The 12,102-nt window shown below is 59.4% G+C and carries 14 protein-coding genes and 2 pseudogenes; 10 read left to right on the forward strand and 6 right to left on the reverse strand.

Translation table 11 applies throughout. The features are described from left to right. Positions 1 to 260: 260 nt before the first annotated feature. The 8 genes from nifB to AS156_RS11810 all read left to right on the forward strand — a co-directional run bounded on the left by nifB (position 261) and on the right by AS156_RS11810 (position 4,908). Positions 261 to 1,808, forward strand: coding sequence for a nitrogenase cofactor biosynthesis protein NifB (gene nifB, locus AS156_RS11780; RefSeq protein ID WP_066503860.1), 1,548 nt, complete (start codon positions 261 to 263; stop codon positions 1,806 to 1,808). 11 nt (positions 1,809 to 1,819) lie between these two features. Next, a complete protein-coding gene (locus tag AS156_RS11785; protein ID WP_066503861.1) occupies positions 1,820 to 2,044 on the forward strand; it encodes a 4Fe-4S binding protein in 225 nt (74 codons plus the stop codon). A gap of 13 nt (positions 2,045 to 2,057) precedes the next feature. After that, positions 2,058 to 2,396, forward strand: coding sequence for a hypothetical protein (locus tag AS156_RS41935; protein ID WP_136626147.1), 339 nt, complete (start codon positions 2,058 to 2,060; stop codon positions 2,394 to 2,396). A 77-nt stretch (positions 2,397 to 2,473) separates the two neighbouring features. Then, positions 2,474 to 2,797: a nitrogen fixation protein NifZ gene (locus AS156_RS11790; RefSeq protein WP_066503862.1), complete on the forward strand. Its 324-nt coding sequence runs from the start codon at positions 2,474 to 2,476 to the stop codon at positions 2,795 to 2,797. After that, positions 2,794 to 3,033, forward strand: a complete 240-nt coding sequence (locus AS156_RS11795) for a nitrogen fixation protein NifZ (RefSeq protein ID WP_066503864.1) — start codon at positions 2,794 to 2,796, stop codon at positions 3,031 to 3,033. Before AS156_RS11790 ends, AS156_RS11795 begins: the two co-directional genes overlap by 4 nt. Positions 3,034 to 3,048: 15 nt before the next feature. After that, entirely contained in the window at positions 3,049 to 3,405 is a 357-nt protein-coding gene (locus AS156_RS11800) for a DUF3024 domain-containing protein (protein ID WP_066503865.1), read from the forward strand. Between the two features lie 34 nt (positions 3,406 to 3,439). Beyond that, complete coding sequence (locus AS156_RS11805; protein ID WP_066503866.1) at positions 3,440 to 3,709, forward strand: DUF6129 family protein; 270 nt, start codon at positions 3,440 to 3,442, stop codon at positions 3,707 to 3,709. 44 nt (positions 3,710 to 3,753) lie between these two features. Continuing rightward, positions 3,754 to 4,908, forward strand: coding sequence for a DegT/DnrJ/EryC1/StrS family aminotransferase (locus tag AS156_RS11810; protein ID WP_066504132.1), 1,155 nt, complete (start codon positions 3,754 to 3,756; stop codon positions 4,906 to 4,908). 167 nt (positions 4,909 to 5,075) lie between these two features. Here AS156_RS11810 and AS156_RS42790 read toward each other — a convergent pair whose 3' ends face one another. The 4 genes and pseudogenes from AS156_RS42790 to AS156_RS44265 form a co-directional block, all read right to left on the reverse strand. Beyond that, positions 5,076 to 5,390 (reverse strand): hypothetical protein, encoded by a 315-nt coding sequence (locus AS156_RS42790; protein WP_066503868.1) that lies wholly within the window; start codon positions 5,388 to 5,390, stop codon positions 5,076 to 5,078. A 130-nt stretch (positions 5,391 to 5,520) separates the two neighbouring features. After that, positions 5,521 to 5,903: pseudogene (locus AS156_RS40525) on the reverse strand (glycine betaine ABC transporter substrate-binding protein); the annotation flags it as partial. 230 nt (positions 5,904 to 6,133) lie between these two features. Beyond that, complete coding sequence (locus AS156_RS11825; protein WP_066503871.1) at positions 6,134 to 6,484, reverse strand: hypothetical protein; 351 nt, start codon at positions 6,482 to 6,484, stop codon at positions 6,134 to 6,136. A gap of 51 nt (positions 6,485 to 6,535) precedes the next feature. Continuing rightward, positions 6,536 to 7,300, reverse strand: a complete 765-nt coding sequence (locus AS156_RS44265; protein ID WP_245312729.1) for a hypothetical protein — start codon at positions 7,298 to 7,300, stop codon at positions 6,536 to 6,538. A 192-nt stretch (positions 7,301 to 7,492) separates the two neighbouring features. On the opposite strand from AS156_RS44265, the gene AS156_RS40530 reads away from it, so the two are divergent. Together AS156_RS40530 and AS156_RS11840 are read left to right on the forward strand one after the other, a co-directional pair. Further along, entirely contained in the window at positions 7,493 to 7,771 is a 279-nt protein-coding gene (locus tag AS156_RS40530; RefSeq protein WP_082747483.1) for a type II toxin-antitoxin system ParD family antitoxin, read from the forward strand. A gap of 68 nt (positions 7,772 to 7,839) precedes the next feature. Next, a complete protein-coding gene (locus tag AS156_RS11840) occupies positions 7,840 to 8,058 on the forward strand; it encodes a type II toxin-antitoxin system RelE/ParE family toxin (RefSeq protein WP_245312758.1) in 219 nt (72 codons plus the stop codon). A gap of 492 nt (positions 8,059 to 8,550) precedes the next feature. Here AS156_RS11840 and AS156_RS11845 read toward each other — a convergent pair. Both AS156_RS11845 and AS156_RS11850 read right to left on the reverse strand, forming a co-directional pair. Beyond that, positions 8,551 to 10,227, reverse strand: a pseudogene (locus tag AS156_RS11845) (MFS transporter); the annotation flags it as partial. Positions 10,228 to 10,867: 640 nt separating this feature from the next. Continuing rightward, positions 10,868 to 11,377 carry an avidin/streptavidin family protein gene (locus AS156_RS11850; RefSeq protein ID WP_066504133.1) on the reverse strand — a complete coding sequence of 170 codons (510 nt, stop codon included), beginning with the start codon at positions 11,375 to 11,377 and terminating at the stop codon, positions 10,868 to 10,870. Between the last annotated feature and the right edge of the window lie 725 nt (positions 11,378 to 12,102).

The following is a 12,102-nucleotide window of genomic DNA, read 5'->3' on the forward strand; positions in this document are numbered from 1 at the left end:
TGTCGCCCTCAGGCCGCGAAGAACACGTGCGCCTCACCGGCATCTCGCGCTGCCAGCAAACAGCGATGTGTGTCGGATTTCCTACATGCGGCACCATCATTGCGGTGCCTGCAACAACGCCGAGCGTGTCCGCTAAGCCATTGACAAAGGCCAGAAACAGCACCGCCAGCCGTGATGGCATGCAGGTTGCTAACTCCTCTCCTTGTGTTCGCTCAGGCCTCGTCCTGAGAAGCCTATTCGCCGTCCAGGGAGAACTGAATATGAACGCGGTCGCGGGGCGCGGAAGACGTGCCGGAGTTGCGGAGTATATCGGTGAGATCGCCGAGCATAAGGGTTGCCGCACCTCGCCCGGCGGCTCCAAGACGAACTGCGGATCACAGGCCGGCCAAGCCGATCTGCCGAAGACAATCTGGGAAAAGGTGAAGAACCATCCCTGCTACAGCGAAGAAGCGCATCATCACTACGCCCGCATGCATGTCGCGGTAGCACCGGCCTGCAACGTCCAGTGCAATTACTGCAACCGCAAATACGACTGTGCCAATGAATCGCGTCCGGGCGTGGTGAGCGAGAAGCTCACTCCTGAACAGGCGGCGAAGGAAGTGCTTGCGGTCGCTACCAGCATTCCGCAGCTGACCGTGGTCGGAATCGCCGGCCCCGGCGATCCCTTGGCCAATCCGGAAAAGACCTTCAAGACGTTCGAATTGGTCGCCAGGGCGGCGCCCGACATCAAGCTCTGCCTATCGACCAACGGACTGGCACTCCCAGACCACGTCGACAGCATCGCTCGTGCCAAAATCGACCACGTCACCATCACCATCAACACGGTCGACCCCGAAATCGGCGCCAAGATCTACCCGTGGATTTTCTTCAACCACAAGCGCTACACCGGCATCGAAGCCGCCAGGATCCTCATTGATCGCCAGTTGCAAGGTCTTCAGATGCTCACAGAGCGAGGCATCCTGTGCAAGGTCAATTCGGTGATGATTCCTGAAATCAACGACCTGCACCTGGTCGAGGTCAACAAAACGGTGAAGGCACGGGGGGCCTTCCTGCACAACATCATGCCGCTGATCTCCGCACCCGAGCATGGCACCGTATTCGGCCTCAACGGTCAGCGGGGCCCGACGGCGCAAGAACTGAAGGCCCTGCAAGATGGTTGCGAAGGTGAGACGAAGGTGATGCGACATTGCCGCCAGTGTCGTGCCGACGCGGTCGGCCTGCTCGGAGAGGATCGCAGCGCGGAGTTCACCACCGAGAGGATCATGGCCATGGACGTCAATTACGATGCTGAAATGCGCCGGGCCTATCAAGCCAAGGTCGAGGATGAGCGCGCGGCCAAGGTCGCGGCCAGGCGGGAGGAGCTCGCGGAACTCGCTGGCCAGAAGAGCGAGATCACGCTTCTGGTTGCGGCGGCGACCAAGGGCTCGGGCCTGATCAATGAGCACTTTGGCCATGCCAAGGAATTCCAAGTGTACGAACTCTCGACATCCGGCGCCAAATTCGTCGGCCATCGCAGAGCCGATGTCTACTGCCAGGGCGGATATGGCGAGGAGGATAGGCTTTCGACTATCATCGGCGCCATCAAGGATTGCCATGCTGTGTTCGTAGCCAAGATCGGCGACTGCCCGAAACGCAAGCTGATCGAGGCCGGCATCGACCCGGTCGATCAATACGCGCATGAGTTCATCGAGAAGTCGGCGATCGCCTGGTTCCGCTGCTATCTCGACAAGCTGCAAAGCGGTGAGATCCTGCACGTCAAACGCGATAACCCGGCAATCCACCAGAAAGCACTGACCTCGGCGGCATGAGGAGATAGCGAATGCCGTTCAAGATCATCGCTTCGCAATGCACGGGCTGCTCAGCCTGCGAGCCCTTATGCCCAAATGTCGCAATCTCCGAGAAGGGCGGCACTTTTTCGATCGATCCGAAGAAATGTACCGAATGCGTCGGCTATTTTGATGAGCCGCAATGTGTTGCGGTTTGTCCGGTCGACGACACCTGCGTCGTCGACACCTCATGGCCGCGCCGCCAGGCGCAGGCTTAAATCGGAGAGGCCCATGAACGTCACGCTTCGATCGGGCGCTGAAAAGCTTACGAATTTGCTGCTGCGCCTTGCTGGCGTTCAGATTCTGAATTTCGTTCGCCGCCATAGAAGGCGCTGGCTTGCAATTGTTCGCCAATATCGCTGTCGTGCGAGCACAAGCGGCCCGACGAGCAAGTTGCCGAGCGCAATGGTCGAAGGTTGCTTCTCAATGCCGGACGTCGCTTGCTGCGCGGCAGTGTCTCCATGGATCTGGCCGACGCTGCTCCCGGTCATCGACCCGTCTTTCGCCGATCCATCCGCTCCGTCCGGCAATCGCACAGACCGCCCAATAGAAGAGGAAAACTGTCGATGAACCTGGCGCAGCGGGCAATTCGCTTGGCTTGCCCTGGCGCGGTAGCTCGTACTTAGAAGGCCGCAAGGGATGGGTGCATGAGCAACATCGTCCGCGACAGTGACGTGGTCGAGCTAAGCGGGCCTCCTTGCTTCAGCTTTGGCGAAAGGGTGCAGGCCAACCGCTCGATCCGCAATGACGGTACCTATCCCGGCAGAGAGATCGGCGAGGTCCTGGTCAAAAAGGGCGAGGTTGGTCACGTCGTCTCGATCGGCACGTTCCTGCAGCAATTCTATATCTACGGCGTCGCATTTCTTGAAAGCGGCTACCGCGTCGGCATGAAGCGCAAGGAACTCGATGTGGTTGGCGCAGGCGAAGAGGTCGATGATCCGCCGTTGCCGGAAGAAGAGGGGGTATTATGATCGGGCTCGACCTTCCGAAATATCGATCGGGCCAGCGCGTCAAAAGCGCGATCGACCTCTTCAACGACGACTCGGCTCCTAATGTGCCGCCCGATGGGGTCTTGATCGGTGCCGGACAGATCGGCGAGATCATCCGAGTCGCCATGCACACGGAAGAGGACGTGCCGATCTATCTCGTGGATTTTGGCCAGCGGCTGGTTATCGGCTGTCTTGAGAACGAAATCAAAGCGCTTTGAAGGGAGGCCTTGGCGATGAATGCCGCGGTGATGAGAAAGGTAGTCGGGTTGATCCCTCACCCGAACGAGGTCGATCGCAAGCGGATCGAGCGCGCCTTGAGTTCGCGCAAGCGCTATCGCTTTGTCTCGCCGAATGTGACGCCGGTAAGAGGAGGTTATCTCGTTGAGAGTCCCTGTTGCTCGGGCAATATCGATAGGAACGGCGGCCTGATTGATGTCGCGCTGATCCTTTATGACGTCGCGAGCGGAGCCTGGAAGACGTTCTTCAAGAATCACACGCAAGGAATCTGGGAATTTTACAGCATTTACCAGCAGCTGGCCTCAGCACTCGACGAATTGAACGCGGATCCCGAGCGGCTGTTCTGGCAATAATGCCCGTTTTTGGACCAGTCATATAGGAGCCTTAATGGCGCTCGGCCCCGACGAACTGATCGAAATCGAACGGCTACTTGCGGCAGCTGATGCCGACACAGGTTCGGTTGTCGAACTGCGGCGCCGCTTTCCGCAGCTCGCCTGCGTACGCTGTGATGCGTCCGATGTCACGGAGCAGCCGTTCCGGCGCTTTCGGAACTTCGACCTGCATCTGGTCGATGGATCCGACCATTGCATGCAGATTACGGCCGACCCGGCGCGGGCGATCGGCATCGTGCTGGCCAAAAGGAATATTGGGCGGTGACGCGCGTTGGACCAGCAGAGGATCACGACTTCGCAACGGGCGCGCTGGAGGCGGATGAAGCCTTCATTTCGCTCTCCGATCCCGATGTCACTTCCGCGGAGCTTGCTGCGGTGGAAGCGCTGCTGTGTTCGCCGCGAATTTCCAATGGGCCGGTCACCGAGGCGTTCGAGCAGGCTTTCGCCGCTTATCTCGGTCGCAACTATGCCGTCGCCGTCCCAAGCGGCACGTTGGGGCTTCTGCTTGCCTTGAAGGCTCTGGGCATCGGGCCGGGACAGGAGGTGATCGCCTCGCCCTATTCGATGCGTGAGACGGTCCATGCCATCCGTCTGGCGGGTGCACGGGCGGTATTTGCCGACATCGACTATTGGTCGGGCGCCCTGGCTCCGGCGAAGGTGGAGGAGCGTATAACCCCGAGCACAGGAGCGATTATCGCCGGCAATCCCAATGGCCACCCGGCGCCATGGTCGGAACTACGCGCGATCGCACAGCGCCATCAGCTACGGCTCCTGGAGGATTCAACCGAGGCGATCGGATCGAGATACAAGGGTGAACTCGTCGGCCGCTTTGGCGATATCGCGGTATTCGACTTTGCCCAGCCGTTGGCCTTAAGCTGTGGCGAAGGGGCAATGGTGGTGAGCGACGATATCGAGGTGGTCCTAGACTTGCGTCGGCATCGCACGCACCGGCTGGATGAGCGCTCCTCCGTTGTCGTCGGCAGCGTGGCACCTTACCAAGCCGGCATGAGCGATCTCACAGCAGCGTTGGGCCTTGCGCAGTTAAAGCGCCTCGACGACATCCTGGAGCGACGCCGGCTGATCGAGCAGCTGTACAATACGCATATGCAATCATTTGAGGGCATCAAGCCGCCCTATATCGGCCCTGATGTGACCGAGGTGAATTGGTTCATCTATCTCGTCCATCTCGGGACTCGCTTCTCGCGATCCAGCCGCGACGCCATTGTTGATGATCTGCGTCTCGCGCAGATCGACGCCGCCGTTTATTGCCATCCGTTGTATTTGCAGCGCCAGTATTTTGATCTCGGCTATCGGCGTGGCGATTTCCTGGTCACGGAGAAGATCGCCGATCGCGCCGTGGCGCTGCCGTTTCACAGCCATCTCACGAGCAACCAGATCGAGTTTATCGTGGAGACTATAAAGGATGCATCGATCAACGTCGGCGCAGGCGCAGCGATCTATTGAACCACGCAGCGTCGGCTACACGCAAAGCGAAGAGTGAATGCCGATAGTGACGGCTTGTTGCGCATGACGATCGACGTACTAAGCAGCACATGATAGCCACGGCGCCGTGCGGCGAGGAGAGCACTATTCGGCACCAATGCAGACAGACTGGACGCAGCTGCTGCTAACTATTCGTCCCGGCAAGCCGCAAACGACCCTCCTAAGTGGTGCGCGATGACAATCAGAAGCTTGATAGCAGCGTAGGCGAGCGCTCCGCGTCGCGGCTTGATGTCCAAACTACTGCTCGAAGCCAAGCCGTCACGATCAGGCTCTTCAGGGCGCAGGTCTGTAAACGTGCCGAAAAAGGAAACTGAATGAATTCGCAGCAGGTCATCATTCACGTCCGCTTCGCTCCGAACGGGACTGTGGTCCAGATCAGCGGGCGTCCGGCGAAACTCACGCCACACCAATGGTTTGATGTCCTCAATGCGCGTGCCGGCCATGCGTATCGCCCATTGGCGGGAGGCCGTGGCGTATTTCGGCTGACCCGGGCTGCGGTCGATGCCTTCAGGCAGGAAGCTGTGACGGCGAGATGAGTGAAGGGATCATCGGCAATATGGAGATTCATGAGAATCCGTGGAACGGCTTCAGCGCCTCCTGCAACGCCGCATCATGCGCGCACCGCGGTGCCAGCAGCAGGGCCGCATCATAGGGCGGGATCGCGTGCTTGGGATCAGCCAGCGTCTCGAGGTCGTATTCCTTGATCCGCCCTCGCTGGTATAGCCAGCGATGACGTCGACGTCGCCGCTAGCCACGGCCGCATACATGAAATCCGGCTGCTGTCGTTACGTGCGGAATGAGAGGCCGTAAGCCTTTTGCAGGCCGGCCCATTCGGACGCGAGAAGAACTCGTAGTCGCCCGCAATCGACAGCGGCGCGTGCGCAGCCAGTGATTGAATGAATACCGAGTGCATCGGCGCGCTGCCGCGGCATCACCAGCGCATGGGCGTTCTCGAAGCGCGCGCCATCTGCATGCCGGTCGCGGGAGTTACATTTCCAGCCCAGACATCTACGGAGCTAATCCGCGCCGGCTATTCTGCGGACACGGCCATCAAATACGTCGATTGCATTGTAATTTTACCTACGCCCAGTCCCGGCAGATAAACGGCCTGGATACCAATAGGGTGCTGGCGAGTCGGCATCCGCTCATTTTTCGCACGGCCACGCCGCTACGAACGAGAACCGGATCAGGGGGCGCCGATTTCATGACGAGATGCGGGATTATCTCCCAGGTAATTGCAGAACACGTCAGTCAATTGGCCAAGCGTTACGCCTGCAATAACCCTCACTAAGCGCCGCGCTGCTCTCCAGCTTCCTGGTGTGCTCGGCATGCTTGGCTTTGTCGTGGAAGCCAAGAATAGAATCATCATGGGCGCGTAGTCGGCTTTCGCCTTGTCGATTTCGCCTGCCACATAACCCGCGACAAACGACTTGTTCGTGGTGCACTGTGCAAACAGTTCATGTCCATTATAGAGGCCGTCAGCCTTCGCGAAGCCACTGACGAAGGTTAACAGCACATTGGCGATAGCTAGCTTCATTTCCAATCCCCGAATTTCGAACCATGAGCTGCTGATGCACGATGACGCTGCCTATCGCGCCGCAATGAACCTGCGCAGCAAAGCCTTGTCCTCGTCCAATAGGAAGATGCTGCTTGATGGATAGTCCAGCTGAACTTCCTGGCTCGCGCGCCCTTCCGGGATGACGTTCAGAAGGAATTGGAAAGCTGGATTGAAACGGCGCTTTTCCCAGCCGCTGGCCGTATGGAGGGCGGATGTTCGTTCCCGCTCTTCGTCTTCCAAAAGCAGGTTGGCTAAGGTCCGGGCATCCCGCTCCGTCGTGGATCCCCAACCCATGGCTTGGTGATCGACTTGTTCGTAGAATTTTTGGTCTAACCGTAGCCACCAGTGGCCACCGAACGCCCGCTGAATGCTAGTCAAACCCAGGGCATTGAGATCGAAAGCGGCTTTCTCGATGTCTTTTGGATCGACTTGCGGCAGCAGCTTGCACAGATCGTCAATGGTAAGCCCACGCCCTGCCATGCCATCGCCAGGCGTGCGTGCGAGAGCCACGGCCAAATCCAAGCTAGGACCGACCAGCGTTGTAGTTGGCAGCAGCATCTGCGCATGCCGGTCGAGCCGTTCGGAATGCTCGTTGGTGCGTTCTGAGATTGTAACTTCCCAATCAGTGCGGGCTTTCTGAGCTTGGCTAGGGATCAATTCGCCAGCCAGTTTGACCACCACGCCGCCAAGCGGGATTTCGCCGGCCGCGGCTTCAATGAAACTTCGTACCTTGTCGTCCGGATGGTTTTTCTCCGGTGGCTTGATCGGCTTGCGATCCTCATGGTCGTTGTTCATGGCTCACCCAGATAAAGTTGTGGGCGCTAGCAAAAGCGCCTCGGATGGGCCGGGCCAAGAGATTTCGTCACTTACCAACCGTTGCGCCCGTCCTTCTATAACTTCACGTGGCTGGAGAACCCGAGACGCGGTATTCAAGAACCTCTTGCGACCTATAGCATAAAGTAATATATTATGAGGCAGGAGGTGCGTATGGCCACGAGTTATACTGTCGGCAAGCACTACGAGAGCTTCATCAGGGATCTCGTCGACAGCGGTCGCTATGCAACCGCTAGCGAAGTGATGCGGGAGGGACTGCGCCTTGTTGAAGAACGCGAGGAGCGTCGCAAGGTGAAGCTTGAAGCATTGCGTGCCGCCATACAGGAAGGCCTTGAAAGCGGTCCGGCCGAACCGTTTGAGCCAGGCGAACTGGTCGAACAAATTAAGGCCCGAGGACGTGAACGGCTGAAAGCCGGGAAGCATGGCGGGTAATCTCACCAGGCGGCCCCCGGGCCGAGACCGACCTGGACGAGATTTGGCTCTTCATCGCGTCAGACAATATCGCCGCTGCAGACCGCGTGGTCGATCGTATCGGCAACATCTTTCAGATGCTTGCTGAGAATCCACTGGCGGGCCGACAGCGGCCCGAATTGGGTATGAGCATTCGGAGCTTTCCGGCCGGCAACTACGTACTCTTCTACGAAGCATTTCCCAACGGCGTTGAGATCGTGCGGGTGCTGCACGGCGCTCGCGATATCACGCCGGAGGATCTCGACTGAGTACTTTGCTTTGTCAGCCGTCGCACAATCGCAATTGCGATTTTACGATTATGAGGCGCGGGCTGATGTTGTACAGCGGCTATGTGTAGCCGCGAGTATGGAGATCGATGGCCCGCCCCAAGGGGGCGACCCACTCTGTTCCGTCGGGCTGAACGTCCAGTAGTAATTAGCACCTTATCGCTCCTCCAAAGTTTTCGGCGAGCTGGGCAAATGGCGTGCCGAACGGCTTTAGCGCCAGCCGCTCCGATCTCGAGCGGGGAGATGCAGCTCTTGCTGAGCACCTCGAATCTGTGGCGGATGAAGTTCGGCACGAACATGAGTTCCGCGGGCCCGTTCGACCAGGATAGCGGCATTACGGACTTTGCAGGACGCGCCGATCGGCGCCGAACCCGCTGGCAACCCGGGCTTGTGTTATTTCGAACCGATCGCAGCTTTCCGGTGCCTACCGGCACACTGGGGCACCTGGTCAGCTGGTGCGGCCGACTGCGTACAGCCCTTGCTGCTTGGGACCTCCGACAGCGCTTCAGCGGCTGTGTAGTCCGGTGTGTCGTCTCTCCAGCGTACTGAGCCGAACGGCCGCTCCAGCATACGGCGGACGCGTAGCGGCGTGGGGGCGATGTGGAAGTGAACTGCCCGCTGCTCCAATGCGCGCTCCGACTGGGTCGGACGGTTGCGCCAGCGCAAGTAGTCGAACCAGGTCGGGAAGTGGTAGCGCTCGGTCCACAATTCGGGATCGGCAATGTCGCGCGCGATTGACCAGCCATAGGCGCCGTTGCGCTGGCGGGACAATTGCACGTCCTGCATGACATTATGAAACGCGCGCGCATTTTCCTGTGCAACCCGGTATTCGATCTCGACAACGAGTGGCCCGCTCCGTCCGGTCAAGCCGAGCCGTACCTCCGGATCGGCGAGCAACTTGGCCTCTGCACCGGGCGCGACGACGCGGGGCATGGGCAGCCAAAGACCGATTAGTGGTGAGGCGAGCATCAGGGCAGCCGACACCAGCAGCGCGGTTTCAACTCCCGCCGCGTCGGTCAGATGGCCCCAACCCCAGCTGCCGACGGCAATCCCACCGGAGCTCGCCGCCTGATAGGCTGCAAGCGAGCGTCCGGCCACCCAGCGCGGCGCCGACAACTGCACGCCAATGTTGAACACCGCCCATGCCATCATCCACACAGCTCCCGCCAGGACCAGTGCTGCCGCGGTCAACACTGGTTCGCGGCTAAGCGCAACCGCGGCGATCACGGCGCCCATGGTCAGCGCGCAGGCGCGGATCGCGGCCTCGCCGCTCATCCGCTTGCGCACTTCGGTGATGTTCAGCGCGCCGATCACCGCACCCAGGCCAAAGGCGCCGAGCAGGATACCGTAGGTCTGGGCGTCGCCATGCAAAAGATCGCGCGCGACGAGCGGCATCAGCGCAGTGATCGCGCCACCGATGACGCCGGTCACGAGAGTGCGGGCCAGCACGATCTTGATCGATGGTGAATTGCTTATGAAGCGCACGCCAGACACCATGGCGCGGCTCAATCTCTCAGGCGGCAGCCGGGAGGGCGCGCTGATCCGTTCCCACAGGAACAACGCGGCCATCAACGGCAGATAGAGCAGCGAGTTGAGTGCAAATGCAACCACTGCGCCCGCGGCCGCCACCACCACTCCGCCGATCGCCGGCCCCACGCTGCGCGCGATATTGTAGCTGATGCCGTTCAACGCGATGGCCGCCGGCAGCTGCGCTTCCGACTGCACTTGTTCGCTGACCGACGATTGCCAAGACGGTCCCATCAGCGCCATGCCGCTGCCAACGACGAAGCAGAGCACAAGCAAGAGGTTCGGCGTGACCAGGCCCAACCAGGCGACGACCGTCAGGGCGGTTGCGCCGGCGAACGCGATGCCAAGCGCAACCAGCGCCACGATACGTCGGTCATACATATCGGCGATCGCGCCGGCTGGCATCGAAATCAGCATCACTGGCAACAGCAGCGCGGTCTGCACCAACGCGACCTTGTCGGCCGAGGACGTCATCTGCGTCATCGCCCACCCCGCACCGACACCTTGAATCAAGATGCCGAGGTTGGAGAGGAGGCTCGCAAGCCAAATGCGCCGGAAGGTCGCGTGTCGTAGCGGCGCCGTGATGCCGTCGACGTTACTCGTCTGGACTTTGGCTGGATCCATCATATCGGTCGGTATAATTTAACACGATTCGATTCCGGTGCGAATCACAAGGATGTTCTCGGCGCAATAGTGCGCCCAAACATCAGCGTGATCGTGAAATGCGATGACTCGATCGTTCTTTTTTGATGCGGGCGATGATCCTACTGCGTCGCCGTCATGCGGCTCAAAACAACCTGACGTCGCGGAGTGAGTGGCCAAGAAACGGTCACCATTCCGAACCGATACTTGGTAAGTGATATGAGCTGCCATGTCCGTGGCGCGCGCGTAGCGGCGTCCAACAATGGTCTATGGCCTCGACGGCGCGGGGCCGTCGGGTGAGAAAGTTGCGGGTCTCGCGACTGCCTTGTGGGGCCCCTATTGCGAGATGTCCGCGGCGGCCTTCGAGGCCCTATTGGTGGCGCCGTCGATGGCGGCAATACTCGATGGCGGCGATACTATAACGCCAATATCAAGGGTTCTGGCTCAGATGGTCCTTTTGATTGTCGCCCGCATCGGGTACCCAAATATCAGGTCCTCGTCGGGTGGGTGGATCCTGCGCCTCTCTCCTGGACGACGGCCGGCGCAAGCCCGTCGATCGTCATCGGTAATCGATGACAGCGTGACGACGTTGTTCGAAACGTCGTCACGCAGGTTAGCTATGTCATTTGCGATTCTTCGTGTTCGAGAGCTTCTCGCTTGCCCCGCCTGTGACCGCCTCGCCACCAGCTGACGACAATTTTGACTTGTCGCCGCTAGCGAAAGTGAAGGTGTCGGCCCCGGCGCTGATGCCATTCCACACCACCGGCTCGGCGAGCGAAAGCAGCCAAAGGCCCTGAAAGCCCGACGCGGCATTGAGTTGTCCGGTCCACACGGTAGTCGAGCCGCAGCCTACGAAGTTGACGGAAAAGCTGATCGCCGTGCCGTTATTGGTCTGGGCGAGCCAGCCTGTCATGGTCTGAGGCGCGCCTTCATCGCAGCTATTGCTCGCGTTGTTGGTATAGGTACCGGAAATCGCGCCTGTGCTCTGGTTGTAGCTGTCGACCGCTAGGGTCGAGCCGTATTGGTTGGTCCAGGTCCAGAGGGGTTGCGCCTTTGCCGGTCCCGCCAGTAGCACTCCCCCGAGGCAAGCCGCGCCCATCCATTTCGCCAATTTCCAGTTTGCTTGAGACATTGCCGACTCCATGTCGCTCCAGAAGCGGAGCTGGCTGCTTATAAACGTGGGCGCTGGCAAGTTAAACGTGTATTATATCTTTATTGCACGAAACGGTAGAATGGTGGGCGACCGCTCTCTTAGACTTCAGTTCGATGAGGGAGGGGGCCGCGCCGCGGTAACCAGAACTCCGCGTGACGCATCGCCGCGCTGGTGTTGCCCTGCTGTTGCAGCTGCCGCGCCACCAATTGACCGGGAACACCATCGCCTTTGTCGAGATCCTCCAGGGCTATGAAGGATTATCCATTGTGGTCCGGTAATGCCGAGCTCACTGGCCGCGTGCCAGGGGAGCTCGCAGAGATGCACATTAATGGAGTCGATGTCCCAGCCAAGTTCGCGGAGGAAAATAGAGAAAATCTGTCAGAGCAGTAGATTAAAGTTGGTACGGATCGGACCATCGCGGGCGTGCGACGGTTGAGCCCTTTCCGTGGGAATGATTTAGGGATCATATCGCCGTTCGGCAGCGCATTTGCATCGAATTCTTCCTTCGTGCTGAGGATTTTCTGTATCGATCAATACGAGCCAGACAGTATCTTTTTGATGGGACGCAGCAGAGCGGCGACGTCAACTGCCGTATCCCTCAATCACCTCGCGAGATGAGGAGCCTCGTAGGACGACGCATAAGAGAAGGGTTGAGATATCTATTTAAGCTTCGTCCAAGCCAGAGAATGCAAACGAAGGTCGCT

The organism is Bradyrhizobium macuxiense (genome assembly GCF_001542415.1).
Classification (GTDB): Bacteria; Pseudomonadota; Alphaproteobacteria; order Rhizobiales; family Xanthobacteraceae; genus Bradyrhizobium; species Bradyrhizobium macuxiense.